This window comes from Micromonospora sp. (assembly GCF_048594385.1).
Classification (GTDB): domain Bacteria; phylum Actinomycetota; class Actinomycetes; order Mycobacteriales; family Micromonosporaceae; genus Micromonospora; species Micromonospora wenchangensis.
Genome location: NZ_JBMDWU010000168.1, coordinates 1 through 20,967 on the forward strand (window position 1 = coordinate 1; position 20,967 = coordinate 20,967).

The window sequence follows — 20,967 nt, forward strand, 5'->3', positions numbered from 1 at the left end:
GGGGCCCCCCCCCGGGGGGGCCCCCCGCCCGGGGGGGGGGGGGCGCGCCCCCGGGCCCCCCCGGCCCCCCCCCACGTGCCGGGGTGGTGCCGGCGGGGCATGATCGGGTCCGTGATCGACTCCTCGCTGCGCCGTGCCTCCGGTTCGCTGTTCGGGCTCGCCTACGGCGACGCGCTCGGCAAGCCGACCGAATTCCTCTCCGTCACCGAGATCCACCGTCGCTACGGCCCGGCCGGTCCACGGGAACTGGTCGGTGATCCGGTACTGGTCACCGACGACACCCAGATGGCGCTCGCGGTCGCCTGGGCGCTGCACGACGCGCCGGAGCACACCGCCGAGGCGGTCGAGCCGCTGCTGCGGCGGCGCTTCCTGGACTGGGCGGCCAGCCCGGACAACAACCGGGCACCGGGGATGACCTGCCTTCGGGCCTGCGGCGAGCTGGGCCGGGGGCTGCCCTGGCAGCAGGCGACGGTGGTCGACTCGAAGGGCTGCGGGGCGAACATGCGGGTCACCCCGGTCGGGCTGCTCGACGTCGATCCGGACATCCTCGCCGGGTTGTCCCAGCTCCAGGCCGGCCTCACCCACGGTCACCCGACGGGGCTGGCCGCCAGCGAACTGACCGCGTACGCGGTGCGGCTGCTGCGTGACGGGGCGACGCCGGCGCGACTGCCCGGCCTGCTGGCCGACCGGGCCCGCAGCCAGCGGGGCACCTACCGGGACGACTGGCTGGGCGACCTGTGGCGGCGTGCCGGTGCGGGCTCCCCGGCGCAGTTCAGCGCCGTCGGCTGGGACGAGTGCCTGTCGGCGCTGGACCGGTTGGCCGCCGCGCTGCGCCGGCCCGACGACGGCGACGACCCCTGCCGGCACACCGGTGAGGGCTGGATCGCCGAGGAGGCGCTGGTGACCGCGCTGCTGTGCGTGCTGCGGCACCCGGACGACCCGGTGGCCGCGATCGGCCGGGGCGCGAGCACCGCCGGTGACTCCGACTCGATCGCCGCGCTGGCCGGCGCGTTCCTCGGTGCGGCCCACGGGATGTCCGGCTGGCCCGCGGACTGGTCCACCCGCATCGAGTACGCCGACCAGCTCGCCACCCTCGGTGCGACCTGGGACTGACCCGCCCGCCCGGATGCCCCCCCGTCGGGGTGCCGGCCACCGTGACGGGGGTGCCGGGACGGCCGGGCCGGTGCGCTGCTCAGGCCGGGCTGCGTCGCCCGTGCAGGCGCTTCACCCGCCGCCACAGGGCCGGGTCGCAGCTACCGGCCCGGCGGGAGAAGGCGTCGGCCGGGATACGCAGCGGCTCGGCGAGATCCAGCCAGCTGTCGTGTTCGGCGTCCGGGTCCCAGTCCCGGGTGGGGATCGGCACGTGGTCGTCCCGGTCGCTCTTGTCCTGGCTGGTGATCTTCAGGACCTCCGCGCCCCGGTCGTCGGCGCGTACCACCAGGCAGGGCCGGACCTTCGAGCCGGTGCCGTCGTGGAACGGCACGTCCGCCCACCAGATGTCACCCGGCCGGGGCGTCCCGGTGGGGGTGCGGGGGCGGGGCGGCGCGGTCGGTCGGGCCCGGTCCCGGGGCGGGGTGCCCCGCTCCGGCCGGGTGCGCCCGCCGCCGCCCGACGGGCGGCCACCCCGGCGTCGCCACTCGTTCCACATCCACCCGGCGGCCACCGCCAGGACGATCAGCAGCCCCCACAGCAACCACTGCGGCATCGGTACCCCCGCCTCCCTCCCGGGCGGCCACCGCCGCCGACGTGCGGCGATCGTCGCACGCCGCGGGGCCGGCCGCCCGCCGGGCGGGGTGGGGGGAGGCCGGGGAATGTCCTACCGGCCGGGTACCGTGCTCCCGTAGCGTGATCACGGGGGAGGTTCACACGGTGTCCGGAGGCGGCAGGGTGTCGGAAGAACAGAGTCCCCAGCAGGTCAGCGCGGCCCAGGAGGCGGCGGCCGGTGGTGAGCCCACCCCCGAGGCCCGGGAGCGGCACGCCACGTTGGGTCAGGAGCTGACCGAACACCAGTACCGCTACTACGTCCTCGACGCGCCGACCATCACCGACGCCGAGTTCGACAGGCAGTTGCGGGAGCTGGAGGCGCTGGAGGCGGAGTATCCGGCGCTGCGCACCCCCGACTCGCCGACGCAGCGGGTCGGCGGCACCTTCTCCACCGACTTCACCCCGGTCACCCACGCCGAGCGGATGCTCTCGCTGGACAACGCGTTCGCCGACGAGGAGCTGGCCGCCTGGGCCGAGCGCGTCGAGCGCGACGCCGGTGGCCCGGTGTCCTACCTGTGCGAGCTGAAGGTCGACGGCCTGGCCCTCAACCTGACCTACGAGAAGGGCCGGCTGGTCCGCGCCGCCACCCGGGGCGACGGGCGCACCGGCGAGGACGTCACCGCCAACGTCCGCAGCATCCGCAGCGTGCCGGCCCGGCTCACCCCCTCCGACGAGTTCCCCGACATCCCGGAGCTGCTGGAGGTGCGGGGCGAGATCTACTTCCCGGTCGCCGGGTTCGCCGACCTCAACGCCAGCCTGGTCGAGCAGGGCAAGGCGCCGTTCGCCAACCCGCGTAACGCCGCCGCCGGCAGCCTGCGCCAGAAGGACCCCCGGATCACCGCGTCCCGGCCGCTGCGGCTGGTGGTGCACGGCACCGGCGCCCGGGCCGGCTTCCGGCCGGCCACCCAGTCCGAGTCGTACGCGGCGCTGAGGGCGTGGGGGCTGCCGACCAGCGACCGCTGGCGGGTGGTGCCCGACCTGGCCGGCGTGGCGGAGTACATCGCCCACTACGCCGAGCACCGGCACGACGTCGAGCACGAGATCGACGGGGTGGTGGTCAAGGTCGACCCGGTGCCCATCCAGGGTCGGCTCGGCTCGACCAGCCGGGCGCCCCGGTGGGCGATCGCCTTCAAGTATCCGCCGGAGGAGGTCAACACCCGGCTGCTCGACATCGAGGTCGGCGTCGGGCGGACGGGCCGGATCACCCCGTACGCGGTGCTGGAGCCGGTGCACGTGGCCGGTTCGACGGTCGCCCAGGCCACCCTGCACAACGCCCGCGAGGTGGAGCGCAAGGGGGTGCTGATCGGCGACACGGTGGTGCTGCGCAAGGCCGGCGACGTGATCCCCGAGGTGCTCGGCCCGGTGGTCGAGCTGCGTCCCGCCGACGCCCGCCCGTTCGTCATGCCCACCCACTGCCCGTCCTGCGGCACGGCGCTCGCCCCGGCCAAGGAGAGCGACGTCGACATCCGCTGCCCGAACACCCGCAGCTGCCCGGCGCAGTTGCGGGAACGGGTCTTCCACCTCGCCGGGCGGGGCGCGTTCGACATCGAGGTGCTCGGCTACAAGGGGGCCGCCGCGCTGCTGGACGCCGCGATCATCAGCGACGAGGGGGACCTGTTCGCCCTCGACGCCGCGCAGCTCGCCCGTTCGCCGTTCTTCGTCAACAAGGACGGCAGCCTCGGCACCAACGCCACCAAGCTGCTCGACAACCTCGCCGTGGCCCGGGAACGCGACCTGTGGCGGGTGCTGGTGGCGCTCTCCATCCGGCACGTCGGGCCGACCGCCGCACAGGCCCTGGCCCGGCACTTCCGCTCCGTCGAGGCGATCGAGGCGGCGGCCGAGGAGGAACTGTCCTCGGTCGACGGGGTCGGCCCGACCATCGCCGCCAGCATCACTGAGTGGTTCGCCGTCGACTGGCACCGCGACGTGGTGCGCAAGTGGGCCGAGGCGGGCGTCCGGATGGCCGAGGAGGCGGTTGACGAGGGGCCCCGCCCGCTGGAGGGCGTCACCGTGGTGGTGACCGGCACGCTCGCCGGTTTCAGCCGGGACCAGGCGGCCGAGGCGATCCAGACCCGGGGCGGCAAGGTCACCGGCTCGGTCTCCAAGAAGACCGGCTTCGTGGTGGTGGGCGACAACCCCGGTTCCAAGGCCGACAAGGCGGCCGGCCTCAAGGTGCCGGTGCTCGACGAGGACGGTTTCCGGGTGCTGCTCGACGCCGGCCCGGACGCGGCCCGCGAGGTGGCCCGGGTCGACGAGAGCTGACCGCCCGGCCCCCGGCCACCTGTACCGCTGCACCCATAGGTGACTCTTGGCCCGTATACCAACTTAGTCACGACTACGACCGATTCGCGGCTGTCGTGCGGGTCCACCGGCGCCCAGGGCGTTTCATGGTGGCAGGTGTACGGCCGGCGTACACCCTGATGGGCGTGCCCGGGAGGTGCCATGGAGACCGCCGACCCCCGCAACTCGTTCCCGGGTGGGCGGGAGGAGCCGTTCCTGGGTCTCGTCGCCGGGGTGATCGGCCTGGCCGCCCTGGTCTCCGTCGCGTCACTGGTCGACCTCGTCGACCGGCCGGGGCTGCCGGCGGCGTTCTGGACGATGGCGGTGCTCGCGGTGGGCTGCGACGCCCGCCCCTTCGTGCCCTCCGGCCGTCGGCAGACCTCCGCGGTCTTCCCGTCCACCTGCTTCACCTTCGCCATCCTGCTCGGCTGGGGCCTCGGCCCGGCGGTGCTCGTGCAGGCCGTCGCGGTCACCGTGTCCGGCGTCCGGCTGGGACACGCCCCCTGGCGGACCACCTTCAACGCCGCCCAGTACGCCTGCGCGCTCGCCGCCGCCCACCTCGTGCTCCGGCTCGGGCCGGACGGCCTGTTCGACGGCGACCGGTTGGGCTGGACCGACGTGCTCGCCGTCGGCGGCGCGACGGTCACCTGGTTCGTCGTCAACTACGGCCTGGTCAGCACCGCACTGCGGCTGCGCTTCGGCGGCCGGTGGTGGCCGGCCGTCCGGCAGGGGCTGCCGTTCGAGCTGCTCTCCACCGGATCGCTGCTGCTGCTCGCCCCCGTCCTGGTCACCGCCGCGCGGGCCAGCGCCGCGCTGATCCCGCTGGTGCTGGTGCCGCTGTTCGCGGTCTACCGGATGGCCCACCTCTCCGACGAACAGGTCCAGCTCGCCGCCCTCGACCCGCTGACCGGCCTGCCCAACCGCAAGGCGCTGCTCGCCGAGGTGGCCGAGCAGGTGCACCGGCACGCCGAGCGGGTCGCCCGGGGTGAACCGGGGGCGCAGGTGGCGCTCCTGCTGATCGACCTGGACCGGTTCAAGAACGTCAACGACGCGCTCGGCCACGCCGTCGGCGACCGGCTGCTGGTGGAGGTGGGCGCCCGACTCGCCGCAGTGGTCGGCGACCGGGACCTGCTGGCCCGGCTCGGCGGGGACGAGTTCGCCATCGTGGCCGGCGGGCTCGACGGTGTCGACGAGGCGCGTGAGCTGGCCGGCCGGGTGGTCGCCGCGCTGACCGAGCCGGTGTCGCTGGACGGCCTGCCGCTGGACGTCGGCGGCTCGATCGGCATCGCGCTCTTCCCCGACCACGGCGAGGACTACGCCACCCTGATGCGCCACGCCGACGTCGCCATGTACGACGCGAAGCACCGCAACGACACCGTCGCCGTGTACACGGCCGAGTCCGACCACAACTCCGCCGAGCGGTTGGGCCTCCTGGCCGACCTGCGGCGCGTACTGGAGAACCGGTCGGTGGCCGGGCAGACCGTGCGGGGCGGTGACGGCGCGGCGCTGCCACCCCGGCTGGCCCCCGACGACGGACCCGACCGTGCCCCGCGCCCCGACGCCGGACCGGGCCCCGGGCCCGGGCCCGGCAGCGGCATGCGCACCGGCACGGGCGTCGGCGGCAGCGGCCGGTGGTGGCTGCCCCGGCGACGCTCCCGGCCGGCCCCGGCGCACCCCGACGAGCTGCTGAACCGCATCCTCACCGGCGCCGACCCGGTCCGCCGCCACAGCACCGCCCCGGAGCACCTGCCGCCCACGCCGACCCCGGACACCGGGCCGGCGGCGACGCCCCCCGCCCCGCCGACGCCCCCCGCTCCGGCGGCCGAGGTCGGCGAGATCACCATGTACTACCAACCGCAGGTCGCCATCGCCACCGGCGAGGTGGTCGGGGTGGAGGCGCTGCTGCGCTGGCGGCACCCGCGCCGGGGAATGGTCGACCCGGAGGAGCTGATCCGGGTCGCCGAGCAGAGCGCCGTGATGCGCCTGCTCACCTACCGGGTGATCGACGACGTGGTGGCGCAGTTGGCGAAGTGGTCCGCCGCCGGCACCACGCTGCGGGCGGCGCTCAACGTCAGCGTCCGCGACCTGCACACCGGGGAGATCGTCGACCGGATCGCCGACCGGCTCGCCAGCTACGGGGTACGCCCGGACCGGCTGCAACTGGAGATCACCGAGGGGGCGCTGATGGCCGACCCCCGGCGGGTGCTCGCCACCATCACCCGGCTGCACCAGCTCGGGGTGGCCATCTCGCTCGACGACTTCGGCACCGGCTCCTCGTCGTTGCAGCACCTGCGCCGGCTGCCGCTGTCCGAGGTGAAGGTGGACCGGTCGTTCGTGCTGGGGATGGCCGGGGACGCCGACGACGCGGCGATCGTCAGGTCGACCATCGAGCTGGCCGGCGCGCTCGGCCTGCGGGTGGTCGCCGAGGGGGTGGAGGACGAGCGGACCTGGCGGCTGCTGTACGCGGCCGGTTGCGACGCCGCACAGGGCTGGTTCTACGCCCGCCCGATGCCCGCCGAGGAGTTGACCGCCTGGCTGGCCCGTTACCGGCCGCTGAGCCCCGTCCCCAGCCCGGACGCCGAGATCCCCCGCCGGCACGCCCGCTGACGGTCGCCGGCACACCCCCGGGGGGGTGGGTGGGCGGCCCCGGACCGGCCGGCGGCCCGGACGCGGGGGGAGTCGGAGGCGTCGGGTCCGGCGCAGGACAATAGACTCGCTCCGGTCACCGCGCGTCATCCCGTCGACGTCGCGGCCGGCCCACCCGCCCGCAGCAGCACAGCCACGAAGGGGGCACCGATGGCCGCCATCTCCCGCGAGGAGGTCGCGCACCTCGCGCGACTGTCGCGGCTCGCCGTCACCGAGGAGGAGCTGGACACCTTCGCCGGTCAACTGGACGTGATCCTCCAGTCGGTCGCGCAGGTCGGCGAGGTCACGGCGGCGGACATCCCGCCGACCTCCCACTCGGTGCCGCTGACCAACGTGCTCCGCGACGACGTGGTGGTGCCCGGACTGACCCCGCAGGAGGCGCTGTCGGGTGCCCCCGACGTCGCCGAGCAGCGGTTCCGCGTCCCGCGCATCCTGGACGAGGACGTGGCGTCGTGAGCGGATGTGTAGTTGACACCGGGCATGACAGGCGAACCATCGAGCCCAGTGCGCCGGCTGCCCGGGGCACCGGTGAGCGGAGCGAGGCGACGGCATGACCGACCTGACCAGAATGACCGCGACCGACCTGGCCGGGCTGGTGGCCTCGGGGGAGACCTCCGCCGTCGAGGTGACCCGGGCCCACCTGGACCGGATCGCCGCCGTCGACGACCGGGTGCACGCGTTCCTGCACGTCGACACCGAGGGGGCGCTGGCCGCCGCCCGCGCCGTCGACGAGCGCCGGGCCGCCGGTGAGCAGCTCGGGCCGCTGGCCGGGGTGCCGGTGGCGGTGAAGGACGTGCTCACCACCAAGGGCGTGCCGACCACCGTCGGCTCGAAGATCCTCGAAGGCTGGCGTCCGCCGTACGACGCGACGATCGTGCAGCGGCTGCGCGCGGCCGGCACGGTGATGCTCGGCAAGACCAACATGGACGAGTTCGCGATGGGTTCCTCCACCGAGTACTCGGCGTACGGCCCGACGCACAACCCGTGGGACACCGACCGGATCCCGGGCGGCTCGGGTGGGGGCAGCGCCGCCGCGCTGGCCGCGTACGAGGCCCCGCTGGCCATCGGCTCCGACACCGGCGGTTCGATCCGCCAGCCCGGCGCGGTGACCGGCACCGTCGGCGCGAAGCCCACCTACGGCGGCACCTCCCGGTACGGCCTGGTCGCGTTCTCCTCCTCGCTGGACACCCCCGGCCCGTGCGCCCGGACCGTGCTCGACGCGGCGCTGCTGCACCAGGTCATCGGCGGGCACGACCCGCGCGACTCCACCTCCATCCCGCAGCCGGTGCCGGACGTGGTGGCCGCCGCGAAGCTCGGTGCGACGGGCGACCTGACCGGGGTGAAGCTCGGCATCGTCAAGGAGTTCACCGGTGAGGGCGCGGAGCCGGGTGTGATGGCCGCGTTCCGCGAGTCGGTGGACACCCTGGCCAAGCTGGGTGCCGAGATCGTCGAGGTGTCCTGCCCGCACTTCCGGTACGCGCTGCCGGCGTACTACCTGATCGCGCCGAGCGAGTGCTCCTCCAACCTGGCCCGGTTCGACGGGGTCCGGTTCGGTCTGCGGGTCGGTGACGACGGCAACCGGTCGCTGGAGGAGGTCATGTCGCTGACCCGGGAGGCCGGTTTCGGCGCCGAGGTCAAGCGCCGGATCATGGTCGGCACGTACGCGCTGTCGTCGGGCTACTACGACGCCTACTACGGGCAGGCGCAGAAGGTCCGTACCCTGATCACCCGCGACTTCACCACGGCGTTCGAGCAGGTCGACGCGCTGATCTCGCCCACCACGCCGTTCGTGGCGTTCCCGATCGGGGCGCGCACCGCCGACCCGTACCAGATGTACCTGGCGGACCTGTTCACCATCCCGACGAACCTGTACGGCGGGCCGGGCATCTCGGTGCCGTGCGGCCTGTCCGAGGGGCTGCCCGTCGGTCTGCAGGTGATGGCCCCGACGATGGCCGACGACCGGATGTACCGGATCGCCGCCGCGCTGGAGTCCGTGGTCGGCACGTTCACCCCACCGGCACTGTGAGGCTGGAGTTCAGATGACGACGACACTGCCCGCGTACGACGAGGTCGTTGCGCGTTACGAGCCGGTGATCGGCCTGGAGACCCACGTCGAGCTGGGCACGAACACCAAGATGTTCTGCGGCTGCCCGACCGACTTCGGTGGCGAGCCCAACACCCGGGTCTGCCCGGTGTGCCTGGGCCTGCCCGGCTCGCTGCCGGTGGCCAACAAGGCGGCGATCGAGGCGACCATCCGGATCGGCCTGGCGCTGAACTGCTCCATCGCGCAGTGGTGCCGGTTCGCCCGGAAGAACTACTTCTACCCGGACATGCCGAAGGACTTCCAGATCAGCCAGTACGACGAGCCGCTGTGCTCCGACGGCTACCTGGACGTCGAGGTCGACGGCGAGTTGGTGCGCATCGGCATCGAGCGGGTGCACCTGGAGGAGGACACCGGCAAGACGCTGCACGTCGGCGGGGCCACCGGCCGCATCCACGGCGCGACCGAGTCGCTCGTCGACTACAACCGGGCCGGCATCCCGCTGGTGGAGATCGTCACCAAGCCGGTCCCCGGCACCGGTGCACTCGCCCCCGAGGTCGCCAAGGCGTACGTGACCGAGCTGCGGGACGTGCTGCGCTCGCTGGGCGTCTCCGACGTCCGGATGGAGGAGGGGTCGCTGCGCTGCGACGTCAACACCTCCCTCAACCTGCCGGGGCAGGAGTGGGGCACCCGCACCGAGACCAAGAACGTCAACTCGTTGCGGTCGGTGGAGCGGGCGGTCCGCTCGGAGATCCTGCGCCAAGCGTCGGTGCTCGACGCGGGTGGCCGGATCACCCAGGAGACCCGGCACTTCCACGAGGACACCGGGGACACCACGCCGGGCCGGTCCAAGGAGACCGCCACCGACGACCGGTACTTCCCGGAGCCGGACCTGGTGCCGCTCGCCCCGGACACCGCCTGGGTGGCCGAGCTGAAGGCGGCCCTGCCGGAGCTGCCCCGGCTGCACCGTCGCCGGCTCCAGGAGCAGTGGGGCCTGTCCGACCTCGACATGCAGTCGGTGCTCAACGCCGGTGCGGTCGAGCTGATCGAGGCGACCGTGGCGGCCGGCACCACCCCGGCGGCGGCCCGCAAGTGGTGGCTGGGTGAGCTGTCCCGCCGGGCCAACGAGACGGGTGTCGAGCTGGCCGACATCGGGGCCACCCCGGCGCAGGTGGCCGAGCTGCAGGGGCTGGACGACGCGGGCAAGCTCAACGACAAGCTGGCCCGGACGGTGCTGGAGGGCGTGGTCGACGGCGAGGGATCGCCCACCGAGATCATGACCAACCGGGGTCTGGAGGTGGTCTCCGACACCGGCGCGCTCACCGCCGCCGTTGACGAGGCGATCGCCGCCAACCCGGGCATCGCCGACAAGATCCGCAGCGGCAAGGTCGCGGCGGCCGGCGCGCTGGTCGGCGCGGTGATGAAGGCCACCCGTGGCCAGGCCGACGCCAAGACCCTCCGTGATCTGATCCTGGAGCGCCTCGGCGTCCAGGGCTGACCCGAGCGGGCCGGAGCCGAGGCTTCCCGCCCGCGACCGGCGAGGGCCGCCGTCGTGACCCGACGGTGGCCCTCACCCCTTCCCCCGGGGTACGCGCGCGATCCGCGCGACCCCCCACCGAGGGCGTCAACGGCGACGCCCGGATGGAGTTGCCGTGAACGAGCACGACCTCGACGTCCTCGACGAGATCCAGCGGCGGGTGCTGTGGCTCGCCACCCGGATCGTGGACGCGGCCAACCACGACCGGGACACCGGCGACGGGGTGAAGGTCGGCGGGCACCAGGCGTCGAGTGCCTCCCTGGTCACCGCGATGACCGCGCTGTGGTTCGCCCACCTGGACGCCGAGGACCGGGTGGCGGTCAAGCCGCACGCCTCCCCGGTGTTCCACGCGATCCAGTACCTGCTGGGCAACCTGGACCGGTCGTATCTGACGAGGCTGCGGGCGCGGGGTGGGCTGCAGTCGTACCCGTCGCGGACCAAGGATCCGGACGCGGTGGACTTCTCCACCGGCTCCGTCGGGTTGGGCGCGGCGGCCCCGCTGTTCGCCGCGGTGACCCGCCGCTACGTCGACGCCCACTTCGGGGCCCGCCCGCACTCCCGGTTCGTCGCGTTGATCGGTGACGCCGAGTTGGACGAGGGCAACATCTGGGAGGCGGTCGCCGACCCGGCCACCACCGGTCTGGGCAACGTGATGTGGCTCGTCGACTTCAACCGGCAGTCGCTGGACCGGGTGGTGCCCGGCATCCGGATCGACCAGTGGCGCGGGCAGTTCGAGGCCGCCGGCTGGCACGTCGTCGAGGTCAAGTACGGCCGCCGGCTCGCGCAGGCGTACGCCCGGCCGGGTGGGGCGGCGCTGCGTGACTGGATCGACCGGATGCCCAACGAGCAGTACCAGTCGCTGTTCGGGCTGACCGGGCCGGCGCTGCGGCAACAGTTCCTGGACGGCGCGCCCGACGGCATCGCCGGGTTCATCGCCGACCTGACCGACGAGGAGTTGGCCCCGCTCGTCACCGATCTGGGCGGGCACGACCTGGCGGCGATGCTCGACGCGTACGCCCAGTGCGACGCGGTGACCGACCGGCCCAGCGTCGTCTTCGCGTACACCGTCAAGGGGTGGGGGTTGCCGATCGCCGGTAACCCGCGTAACCATTCGGCGTTGCTGTCCACCGCGCAGGTCGACGCGCTGCGGGCGGAGCACGGCCTGACCGCCGCGACGGAGTGGGACCGGCTCGACCCGGCGAGCCCGGCCGGCATCCGGGCCGGCGCGCGCCGGGAGGCGCTGGCCCGCGCTCCCCGGCACCGGTCGCTGGGGGTCACCGTCCCGGAAACCACCGGGGTACGCACCCACAAGCCGGTCTCCACCCAGGAGGTCTTCGGCCGGGTGCTGGTGGAGCTGGCCCGGGACCCGCAGGTGGCGCCCTACCTGGTCACCACGGCGCCGGACGTGGCGACCTCCACCAACCTGGCCGGGTTCATCAACAAGACCGGGGTGTTCGCCCCGACGGAGCGGCGGTCCTGGTCGCAGGACCGGATGCTGCGCTGGACGGAGACCCCCGCCGGGCAGCACATCGAGCTGGGCATCTCCGAGATGAACCTGTTCCTGCTGCTGGGCCAGCTCGGCCTGTCCTGGGACCTGTCCGGGCAGCCGCTGCTGCCGGTCGGCACGGTCTACGACCCGTTCGTGCTGCGCGGGCTGGACGCGTTCCTCTACGGCACCTACTCGGGTTCCCGGTTCGTGGTGGCCGGCACCCCGTCGGGGGTCACCCTGGCCCCCGAGGGCGGTGCCCACCAGTCCACCATCACCGCCTCCGTCGGCCTGGAACTGCCCGGCGTCACCTTCTGCGAACCGGCCTACGCCACCAGCCTCGACTGGCTGCTCTGCGACGCGCTCGGGCAGATCGTGCAGGGTTCGGCGCCGGCCGCCACCGCGGCGCCCACCGAGGACGGGGCGTACTACTTCCGGTTGAGCACCCGCCCGCTGGACCAGACGCCGTTCGAGGCGGCCCGGGCCCGCCTCGGCGACGCGGTGCTGCGCCGGCAGGTGGTCGCCGGGGCGTACCGGCTGGTGGACGCGCACCAGGCGTACCCGCAGCTGGCCGACGCGCCGGTGGTGACCCTGGCCGCCTCCGGGGCGGTGCTGCCGGAGACGCTGGCCGCCGCCGCCGAGCTGGCCGAGGAGGGCATCGCCGCGCACGTGGTCGACGTGACCAGCCTGGACCGGCTCTACCGGGCCTGGCAGCGCACCCTGCGCCAGGGCGTGCGTACGGCGACCGTGCCGAGCGTGCCGGGGGCGTTGCGGGCGGCCTTCGGGGACCGTGCCCCGCTGGTGACCGTGCACGACGCCGCCTCGCACGCGATGGCCTGGCTCGGCTCGGCGCTCGGGGTGCCGGCGGTGCCGCTGGGGGTGGACGAGTTCGGCCAGTCCGGCAGCGTCCGCGAGCTGTACGAGCTGCACGACCTGCTCCCCGGCAGCATCGTCAACGCCGCCCTGGCCGCCCTGTCGTTGCGTTGACCGCTGCCCCGCCTCTCCCTCCCTGCCCCGCCTGGTCTACCTGGCCTGATCTGCCTGGCCTGGTCTGCCCGGGGCCCGGCCTGCCCGGCGCCGGCGTCGTGCCCCGCCATCCACCGGCGGAACGCGTCGCTGATCTGATCACTCTCCGTTCGTTTCGTGACGGGCGCTGGTTGTGGTCACCCTCAGTGTTCGACGCGGCAGGTCCCATGACTCAGGTACGCATCCTTTGCTCTGCTGCCATGGCGGCGACAAGGCGTTGGCCAGGGGAAATGTCGATTACTGTCGGCGGCGTCGAGCTTCGGTGCCATGACGCAAGGTGACTGTCGCCGTCAGGGCAGCAGAGCAAAGTCTCCGAGTGTGGGTAGGCGGGTGCGGCGTGGAGGTCACCTTCGGTGACGTCGGGCGGAGGGTGGGCCCCGGTGACGCGGGCGCAGCCGCGAGTCCCGGCCCGACGGTCGAGGCGCGGCCACGGCCGCCGGCTCTGCGCTGCCGGCCACGCATGGGCCGCCTGCCCGCCGCCGCCCTGGCCGCCCTGCCGTTGCGCTGACCGCAGGCGGATCAGCCGGTCGGGCTGGGGGTCGGCGAGGTGGGGGTCGGGCCGGTCCCGGAGGGGGACGGGGACTCCGAGCCGCCCCGGGTCGGGGTGGGGGTGACCGGGACGTCGGCGCCCTTCGCCGGATCGCGGATCACGTGCCGTTCCAGGTTCACCTGGGCCTGCCCGGTGCCGCCGACGGTGATGTCGTCGTAGGCCTGGAGCAGCTTCTGCTGGTCGAAGTAGAGCACCGACATCGACAGCGGAGTCGGCTTCTCACCCTCCAGGCCACGCAGCCCGGCACCACCGGTCGAGCCCTCCACCATCAGCTGGGTCGGCTGCTGGCCGTCCACCTGCGGCAGCTTCGAGATCTGCCGGGCGTGGGTGTGCCCGGCCAGCACCAGCGGGCAGGTGCCCGAGAGCGGACCGGCCGAGGCCGGATCGTGCACCAGCGCGATGTTCACCGGTCGCGGCGAGTCGCGGACCGTGGTGGCGAGCGTCTCGCCGGCCCCGATCACCTGGTTGGCGACCTGCGCGGTGAGCCCGCTGCCGGCCGGGGAGGTCTCCTTGTCCGGGGTGAACCGGGGGTCGCCGATGCCGGCGATGGTCAGGCCGGCGACGGTGGTGGTCGAGTTGTTCAGCACGACCGCGTTCGGTTGCCGGGCCACCGCCGCCGCCGTTCGGGGTGAGTCGTGGTTGCCCCGGATGTAGACGTACGGCTTCTTGAGCAGCCCGATCGAGCCGACGTACGACGCCTCGGGTTCGCTGCCCCAGTCGGTCAGGTCGCCGGTGTCGATCACCACGTCGATGCCGAACTGCTCGACCACGGTGCGGATGAGCTGCCAGCCCGTCGGGTTGAGGTGCATGTCGGACACGTGCAGCACCCGGGTGGTGCCCGGCGCCGGTTCGTACACCGGCAGCGCCGAGACGGTGGTGTAGAGCTGGCTGACGTTGCCGACCAGCCGCTGCAACTGCTCGGCGTAGCGGCTGTAGTCGTTGGCGATCCGCCGCGCGTCACCGACGATCGCCGGGGCGTTGACCAGCAGGCCCTCGTAGCGGGGCTCCTCGATGGCCTGCGGGCGGACGGTGCCGGCCGCCAGGCCGAGGCTGCCGGCGGTGACCGCCAGGGCCACCCCGCCGGCCCAGGCGGTCCGCCGGGTGTCCCGGAAGACCAACGCGGCCAGCAGCAGGGTGACCAGCACGGCCGCCCCGAGGGTACGCAGACCGAGCCGTAGCACCCCGTTGCGGACGTCGGTCACCGCCGACTGGCTGGCCCGGCTGATGCTGGCCGGGTCGTCGATCAACGCCTCGGTCTTGCGCTGGTCCAGCGCGCCGAGCCCGACCGTCAGGTGGGTGGGGCCCTGGTGACTGTCGAGCTGGAGCGCGCCCAGCGGGGGGATGTCGACGGTGGTGCCGCCCCGCACCGCCGGTGCGAGGGTCAGGTCGGCGCGGAACGGGCCGATGTCGGTGCTGACCCGGCCACCGGCGAACACGCCGATGACCGTCCCGGTCAGGGCGACCAGCAGCACCGCCAGCACCACGCCGGCCCGTCGGGCCCGGGTCGACCGCAGGGCCGACCACCAGGTCCGCCAGCGTCGCTCACGCCGGGCGGGGAGATCCCTCTCCCCGGCTCCGCGTTGCTCGTTCTCCTGACCGCCCATGATGAGATTCTGACCTGCCCCGTGAAAGATCTTGGCAAACCCGACAGACGGGCGGCCGATCCGCCCGTTACCTGCCCGGCTGTCCGGCCCGTCGGCGTGTCGTCAGCTCCGGCCGGCCCCGCCGTCGGCGAAGACCAGTCGCAGCAGCCGGTCGTCCTCCGGGGTCGGCTGACCCCGCCCGTCGTGGTTGGAGGTGGAGACCCAGAGCGAACCGTCCGGGGCAGCGGCTACCGCCCGCAACCGACCGTACTTCTCGGTGAGCAGTTCCCGGGGCGCGCCGAGCACCGTGCCGGCGTCGGTCAGTTCCACCAGCCAGATCCGCTCGCCGCGCAGGCAGGCGGCGGCCAGCAGCCGACCCGTGGCCGCCAGCCCCGAGCAGGACGCCTCGTCGGTGCCCCACTGCACGACCGGATCGACGAACCTGCCGTCGCCGGCCTGCCCCTCCACCGTCGGCCAGCCGTAGTTCGCGCCCTTGTCGATCTTGTTGATCTCGTCCCAGGTGTTCTGCCCGAACTCGGTGGCGTACATCCGTTTCCCGGCGTCCCAGGCCAGACCCTGCACGTTACGGTGCCCCAGCGACCAGACCGGCGAGCCGGGGAAAGGGTTACCCGCCGCCGGCTTGCCGTCCGGGGTGATCCGCAGGATCTTGCCGGCCAGGCTGGCCTTGTCCTGGGCGGCGCCCCGGTCACCGGCGTCGCCGGTGCTGACGTAGAGCTGCCCGTCCGGGCCGAACGCCAACCCGCCGCCGTTGTGGTTGCCGGACTTCGGGATGCCCGTCAGGACCGGCGTGGGGGTGCCGCCCAGCGTCAACCGGGCCACCCGGTTGTCCTGCTCGGTGGTGTAGTAGACGAAGACCGTCCGGTCCTGCGCGTACGCCGGGGAGACGGCGATGCCGAGCAGGCCCGCCTCGCCGGACGCGGCCACCCCCGGCACGGTCTGCGCCGGGGTGACGGTCAACCCCCGTGGCCCCGACTCGGGGCCGACCTTGAGGATCCTGCCGCTGTCCCGCTCGGTGACCAGCGCCGCCCCGTCGGGCAGGAAGGCGATGCCCCACGGCACCCGCAGCCCCTTCGCCAGCACCGTGGCCACCACCTGCTGCTCGGGGGTGTTCGCCGACGCCGACGGGGTCGGCAGGTTGGGGGGCTCACCGGCCGGATCGGGCTCCGGCGGGCCGAAACTGCACCCGCTCAGCAGCAGCGCGGCACCGGAGGCCGCCAGGGCCGCGCGGACCCGGACGGTGCGGGGGTACGGGAGACGGGCGCTCACCCGCCCCAGCCTAGCCCGCGAATCCCGGTCGGCCGGGCCACCGGGGACGGCGCACCGGCCGGTGACCGCCTCAGCGGGCCCGCAGGGCCAGCAGCGCCACGTCGTCCTCGCGCCGGTGACCGGTGCCGAGCAGCAGGTCACACAGGTCGGCGGCGGGCCGGACGCCGGCGGCGGCGACCCGCGCGCACAACTGGGCCATCCCCTCGTCGATCGACTGGTCCCGCCGCTCCACCAGCCCGTCGGTGTAGAGCAGCAGGGTGTCCCCGGGGGCGAGCAGCACCCGTGCCCCGGTGCGCGGGGTCGGCCGGGTCAGCCCCAGCAGCGGCTCCCACCGGCCGTCGAGCAGCCGTACCGTGCCGTCGGCGGTGACCAGCAGCGGCGCGGGATGACCGGCGTTGCACCAGGTGACCGCCACCCCGCCCGGGACCGGCCGCAGCCGGGCCAGCACCGCCGTGGCGGCGGTCGGGATGCGCAGGCCCGAGATGGTGGCGTCCAACCGCCGCATCAGCTCCTCGACCGGGTCGTCCCGGCCGAACGCGTTGCCCCGCACCAGGTTGCGCAGCTGCCCCATGGTCGCGGCGGCCTCGATGTCGTGGCCGGCGACGTCGCCGATCGCCGCCACCAGGTCGCCGTCGGGCTGGACGAAGGCGTCATACCAGTCGCCGCCCACCTCCACCCGGTCGGCGGCCGGCTGGTAGCGGGCCGCCAGCTCCACCCACGGGCTCTGCGGCAACTGCGGCAACATGCTGTGCTGCAGCACCTCGGCGACGTGCCGCTGCTCGCCGTGGATCCAGCCGTTACCGACCGCCTGCCCGGCGCGGCGGCCGATCTCCAGCGCGGTGCCCAGGTCGTCGTCGTCGAAGGCCCGCCGGCCGGGGCCGTTGACCAGGGTCACCGCGCCCATGATCGTGCCCCGGCCCGGGGCCGGCACCGGCACGGTCAGGTGCGAGGCGAAACCCAGCCGTTCGGCGAGGTCCACCAGTTCCGGGGCGTCGCTGGCCCGCCGGACCTCGTCCAGGTCGGCCACGCCGCGCAGCACCGGCTGGCCCGTCCGTAGCACCGTCCGGGTGACCGAGGCGGGGCCGAGCCGGCGCAGCGCGACCTCGCCGAACCGGGTGATGTCGGCAGCGCGGGCCGGGTCGCGGTGCACGGCGGTCACCCAGCGGGGCGCGCCGCCCTGGTCGATCAGGGTCACCATCGCCCAGTCGGCCAGCCGGGGCACCACCGCGTCGGCCAGCCGCCCCACCGCCGTTTCCACGTCGAGCGTGCCGGTCAGCTCCTCGCTGAGCGAGGCGAGCAGGTTCAGCCGCTCGTGTGCCTGCTCGACCAGCCGGCGGGCCGCCTCGGCCGCGTCCAGCGCGATCCGCAGCCGCAGCTCCGAGGAGCAGGCCGCCGCCAGGTCGGCAAGCGTCCGTAGCTGCGCCTTCGTCCAGGCCCGGGGCTTGCTGTCGATCGCGCACAGCGAGCCGAGCACCCGGCCGTCCAGGTCGGTCAGCGGCATCCCGGCGTACGCGACGACGCCCAGCTCCGGCACGGCCAGGTTGTCCCGCACCCGGGGGTAGAGCCGGGCGTCCGGCAGCACCAGCGGGATCTCGGTGTCGATCACGTGCTGGCAGAACGAGTGGCTCAGCGGGGTCTGCCGGCGGGCGGCCCACGGCTCGGGTAGCCCGACCGCGCCGGGGAAGAACTGCCGGGTCTCGGTGACCAGCGAGACCAGCGCCACCGGCACGTCGAGCAGGTCGCTGACCAGCCGGGCGAACCGGTCGAACGCCTCGTCCGGTGTGGCGTCCAGGCCGGTCTCGGTCAGCGACCGCAGTCGGGCCGGATCGGCCAGCGCGGCGATGTCCAGGTCCGGCCCTGCGGTGCGCTCGGTCATCGACCACCTGTCTGCCGTGATGGGGAGGACACCGTTCGGCGTTCCGACCCCCGGTTATACCCGTCCCGCCCGACCGTCACCCGTGGCCGTGGGCGTCGTCGCCCGGTACGGCGTCGTCCCCCGGCCCGTCGGCGGCCCCCGCCCGCCGGAGGGCTATCGTCGGCACGCGTGAAGGTATGGATTCCGCACCCCGAAGGGGTCGAGCTGCTCGGTGCCGTCCCGGCTGGTGTCACGGTACAGCCGTGGACCGACCCCGCGAATCCGCCCGGCGACCCGGCCGACGTCCGGTTCTGGGTGCCGCCGTTCCTGGCCGGGGTGGACACCACGGCGATGCTGGACCGGCTGCCCGACGTGGCGGTGGTGCAGCTGCTCTCCGCCGGGGCGGACGCCTGGACGGGCCGGGTGCCCGCCGGGGTCACCCTCTGCGACGCCCGAGGGGTGCACGACGCCGGTACCGCCGAGTGGGTGGTCACCGCGATCCTCGCCCAGCTGCGCGGTTTTCCCGAGCTGGCCCGCGCCCAGGCCCGCCGGGAGTGGGCGTACGACCGGGTCGCGCCGACCGACGAGCTGACCGGTAAGCGGGTGCTGATCGTGGGGGCCGGGTCGATCGGCGCGGCGGTCCGGGCCCGGCTGGCCCCGTTCGACGTCACCTTCACCCTGGTCGCCCGGACCGCCCGGCCGGACGAGGGGGTGCACGCGGTGACCGAGCTGCCGCGCCTGCTGCCGGAGGCCGACGTGGTGGTGCTGCTGGTGCCGCTGACCGATGCCACCCGGGGGCTGGTCGACGCCGCGTTCCTGGCTGCCATGCCGGACGGGGCGCTGCTGGTCAACGCCGCCCGGGGCCCGGTGGCGGACACGGCGGCGCTGGTCGAGGAGCTGACGTCGGGGCGGCTGCGGGCGGCGTTGGACGTGACCGACCCGGAGCCGCTGCCGGCCGACCATCCGCTCTGGGAGCTGCCGAACGTGCTGCTCACCCCGCACGTGGCCGGTTCGGTACGCGGGCTGCTGCCCCGGGCGTACCGGCTGGTGGGGGAGCAGGTGCGCCGGTTCGTCGCCGGGTCACCGCTGGTCAACACGGTGGCCGACGGCTACTGACCCGGGCGGGGCCGACCTGCCGGCGGGGGTGCCCCGGCTCAGCGTGCGTCCGGTAGGGCCTGCCCGGTGACCGCGACCAGCCGGGGCAGGTCGACGCCCCGGACGGCGGGCAGTGGCAGCTGGTGTCCGTCGGTGAGCCGGACGACGGCCCGGCCGCGCGGGTCGGTGGCCAGCTCGACGACCTGCTCCCAGGGGATGCGCCGGCCCCCGGCGAGCGCCCGCAGCCGCAGCTCGCGCGGGTCGGCGTCGGTACCGGAGCGCCAGGCCCAGACCGCGACGGTCAGCGGGACCAGCAGCACCGGCAGCAGGTACCACCGGGCGGCGGCCAGGGGCAGCGCGCCGATGGTGGCGATGACGGCCGCGACCAGGATGGCCTGGTTGTGCCGGAAGCGGATGGTGTCGGCGCGACTCACCCCCCGATGATTCCACCCGGGGCCGGGGCGGCACCGGGCGGGCGGCGGACCGGCCGCGACCGGTGCTATCCGGTGATGTAGGTCACGACCGGAGGGCATAACCGGGAGGATGGTGCCTCGTTGAACCGCTAACCCTCCGCCGCACCGCGCCGTGTCCCCCTCACGAAGGTGACCGCCGTGACCGTCGCCCGCCCCCTCCGCCGTCCACCGTCCGCACCCGTGGTGCTGACCCTGCTGGTCGCGTTCCTCCTCATCGCCGCCGCCCTGGTCGACGCCGTCGCGCCGCTGGCCGCCACCACCATGGCCGGCGCGGGCGGCTGTGCCGTGGCCGCCGCCCGGCGGCTCCGCCTCCCCGCCAGCGACGGGCCGGACCGTCGCGTCCGGCGTCGCCGGGCCGCCGTCCTGCTCACCGTCGCGGCGGCCGTGGTCGGGACGACCGTGGCGGTGCTACCGCTGGCACCGGCGTTCCACCGGGCCGAGGTCGCGGCGGTCGGGCTCGGCGCCGCCACGCTCGTCTACGCGCTCGGCCTGCTCCTGCTGCCCGGCCACTCCCGGCTGATGCCCCGGGCCCGGTGGCGGCGCGGCGTCGACATTATCGGCCTCGGCACCGCCCTGCTCTTCGCCGGTTGGGTGCTGGTCCCGCCCGGCCCGGTGCCCCCGGTGGTCCGGGTGGTCACCGTCGTGGGCGCGGGTGTCCTGGCCGGGCTGTTGGTGGGCGCGCTGGCCGGGCACCGTCGCCACCCCAGTGCGGCCCGGTGCCGGCTCGGCGTGGCGGCGGTCCTGCTCGGCCTGGCCGACCTGGTGGTGCTGCTGGCCTACCGGGCCCCCTCGGTGGCCCTGCCGACCGCGGTGCCGCTGCTGGTCGGCGGGGCCCTGCTGACGGCTGCCGGGATGACCCGGGCCGCGGCGGGCGACCCGGCGGTGCCGACCGGCCCGTCGCCGGCCTGGCCCCGGGTGACCGCACCGGCGGCGGTGGCGACCGTGGCGGCGGCCGGCCACCTGGCGTTCGTCGGCGGCTTCACCCCGACCGCCGTCCTGCTGGGGCTGGCGGTGATCCCGCCGCTGGTGGCCCGGGAGTTCATCTCCGTCACCGACCAGCGGCGGTGGGCCGGGCGGCTGGCCGCCCGCGAGGCGTACTTCCGCACGCTGGTCGCCGGCGGTCGTGACCTGGTCCTCGTCCTCGACGACGAGTTGCGGGTGCGCTGGCTCTCGGCGGCCGGGGAACGCTGGTTCGGGCTGCGTCAGGAGGCGGTGTGCGGGCGGCCGCTGGCCGACCTGCTGCATCCGGACGACGCGCCGGGCGTCCTGACCCGGCTGGCCGGGCGGCCGGGCAACGCCGCCGCGCCGCTGCCTGGCGATGCCGCCGCGCTGCTGCCTGGCGAT

14 protein-coding genes are annotated in these 20,967 nt (G+C 74.6%); 9 read left to right on the top strand and 5 right to left on the bottom strand.

The features are described from left to right. The first annotated feature begins 99 nt into the window (after positions 1-99). The gene (locus tag ACOJTC_RS08785; RefSeq protein WP_420116462.1) at positions 100-1,113 is read left to right on the top strand and encodes an ADP-ribosylglycohydrolase family protein; all 1,014 of its coding nucleotides are present in this window, start codon (positions 100-102) and stop codon (positions 1,111-1,113) included. 79 nt (positions 1,114-1,192) lie between these two features. On the opposite strand, the gene ACOJTC_RS08790 is transcribed toward ACOJTC_RS08785, so the two are convergent. After that, the gene (locus tag ACOJTC_RS08790) at positions 1,193-1,705 is read right to left on the bottom strand and encodes a type II toxin-antitoxin system PemK/MazF family toxin (protein ID WP_420116463.1); all 513 of its coding nucleotides are present in this window, start codon (positions 1,703-1,705) and stop codon (positions 1,193-1,195) included. Positions 1,706-1,869: 164 nt separating this feature from the next. Between ACOJTC_RS08790 and ligA the strand changes: the two genes are divergently transcribed. From ligA to ACOJTC_RS08820, 6 genes are all read left to right on the top strand, one after another. Then, complete coding sequence (gene ligA, locus ACOJTC_RS08795) at positions 1,870-4,026, top strand: NAD-dependent DNA ligase LigA (protein WP_420116464.1); 2,157 nt, start codon at positions 1,870-1,872, stop codon at positions 4,024-4,026. 180 nt (positions 4,027-4,206) lie between these two features. Further along, the gene (locus ACOJTC_RS08800; RefSeq protein ID WP_420116465.1) at positions 4,207-6,651 is read left to right on the top strand and encodes a putative bifunctional diguanylate cyclase/phosphodiesterase; all 2,445 of its coding nucleotides are present in this window, start codon (positions 4,207-4,209) and stop codon (positions 6,649-6,651) included. A gap of 189 nt (positions 6,652-6,840) precedes the next feature. Continuing rightward, entirely contained in the window at positions 6,841-7,146 is a 306-nt protein-coding gene (gene gatC, locus ACOJTC_RS08805; protein WP_088641698.1) for an Asp-tRNA(Asn)/Glu-tRNA(Gln) amidotransferase subunit GatC, read from the top strand. Between the two features lie 94 nt (positions 7,147-7,240). Next, positions 7,241-8,716, top strand: a complete 1,476-nt coding sequence (gene gatA / locus ACOJTC_RS08810; RefSeq protein ID WP_363652495.1) for an Asp-tRNA(Asn)/Glu-tRNA(Gln) amidotransferase subunit GatA — start codon at positions 7,241-7,243, stop codon at positions 8,714-8,716. A 13-nt stretch (positions 8,717-8,729) separates the two neighbouring features. Beyond that, positions 8,730-10,229: an Asp-tRNA(Asn)/Glu-tRNA(Gln) amidotransferase subunit GatB gene (gatB, locus tag ACOJTC_RS08815; RefSeq protein WP_420116466.1), complete on the top strand. Its 1,500-nt coding sequence runs from the start codon at positions 8,730-8,732 to the stop codon at positions 10,227-10,229. A gap of 154 nt (positions 10,230-10,383) precedes the next feature. After that, on the top strand, positions 10,384-12,741 hold the full coding sequence (locus ACOJTC_RS08820; protein ID WP_420116467.1) for a transketolase-like TK C-terminal-containing protein: 2,358 nt from the start codon (positions 10,384-10,386) through the stop codon (positions 12,739-12,741). Between the two features lie 558 nt (positions 12,742-13,299). On the opposite strand, the gene ACOJTC_RS08825 is transcribed toward ACOJTC_RS08820, so the two are convergent. From ACOJTC_RS08825 to ACOJTC_RS08835, 3 genes are all read right to left on the bottom strand, one after another. Next, positions 13,300-14,934 carry a metallophosphoesterase gene (locus ACOJTC_RS08825; RefSeq protein WP_420116468.1) on the bottom strand — a complete coding sequence of 545 codons (1,635 nt, stop codon included), beginning with the start codon at positions 14,932-14,934 and terminating at the stop codon, positions 13,300-13,302. A 102-nt stretch (positions 14,935-15,036) separates the two neighbouring features. Further along, on the bottom strand, positions 15,037-16,200 hold the full coding sequence (locus tag ACOJTC_RS08830; protein WP_420116469.1) for a PQQ-dependent sugar dehydrogenase: 1,164 nt from the start codon (positions 16,198-16,200) through the stop codon (positions 15,037-15,039). 70 nt (positions 16,201-16,270) lie between these two features. Continuing rightward, positions 16,271-18,076, bottom strand: coding sequence for a GAF domain-containing SpoIIE family protein phosphatase (locus ACOJTC_RS08835; RefSeq protein ID WP_420116470.1), 1,806 nt, complete (start codon positions 18,074-18,076; stop codon positions 16,271-16,273). 168 nt (positions 18,077-18,244) lie between these two features. Between ACOJTC_RS08835 and ACOJTC_RS08840 the strand changes: the two genes are divergently transcribed. Further along, positions 18,245-19,171 (top strand): 2-hydroxyacid dehydrogenase, encoded by a 927-nt coding sequence (locus tag ACOJTC_RS08840; protein WP_420116471.1) that lies wholly within the window; start codon positions 18,245-18,247, stop codon positions 19,169-19,171. Between the two features lie 38 nt (positions 19,172-19,209). On the opposite strand, the gene ACOJTC_RS08845 is transcribed toward ACOJTC_RS08840, so the two are convergent. After that, complete coding sequence (locus tag ACOJTC_RS08845; protein WP_420116472.1) at positions 19,210-19,584, bottom strand: PH domain-containing protein; 375 nt, start codon at positions 19,582-19,584, stop codon at positions 19,210-19,212. Between the two features lie 177 nt (positions 19,585-19,761). Between ACOJTC_RS08845 and ACOJTC_RS08850 the strand changes: the two genes are divergently transcribed. Further along, positions 19,762-20,967 (top strand): PAS domain-containing protein (locus ACOJTC_RS08850; protein WP_420116473.1); only part of this gene is annotated, 1,206 nt, incomplete at its 3' end.

Bases quoted from the DNA above. Each gene is read 5' to 3' on its own strand.
- gatC (WP_088641698.1), top strand. From the start codon at position 6,841: ATGGCCGCCATCTCCCGCGAGGAGGTCGCGCACCTCGCGCGACTGTCG.
- ACOJTC_RS08835 (WP_420116470.1), bottom strand. From the start codon at position 18,076: ATGACCGAGCGCACCGCAGGGCCGGACCTGGACATCGCCGCGCTGGCC.
- ACOJTC_RS08790 (WP_420116463.1), bottom strand. From the start codon at position 1,705: ATGCCGCAGTGGTTGCTGTGGGGGCTGCTGATCGTCCTGGCGGTGGCC.
- ACOJTC_RS08825 (WP_420116468.1), bottom strand. From the start codon at position 14,934: ATGGGCGGTCAGGAGAACGAGCAACGCGGAGCCGGGGAGAGGGATCTC.
- gatA (WP_363652495.1), top strand. From the start codon at position 7,241: ATGACCGACCTGACCAGAATGACCGCGACCGACCTGGCCGGGCTGGTG.
- gatB (WP_420116466.1), top strand. From the start codon at position 8,730: ATGACGACGACACTGCCCGCGTACGACGAGGTCGTTGCGCGTTACGAG.
- ACOJTC_RS08800 (WP_420116465.1), top strand. From the start codon at position 4,207: ATGGAGACCGCCGACCCCCGCAACTCGTTCCCGGGTGGGCGGGAGGAG.
- ACOJTC_RS08785 (WP_420116462.1), top strand. From the start codon at position 100: ATGATCGGGTCCGTGATCGACTCCTCGCTGCGCCGTGCCTCCGGTTCG.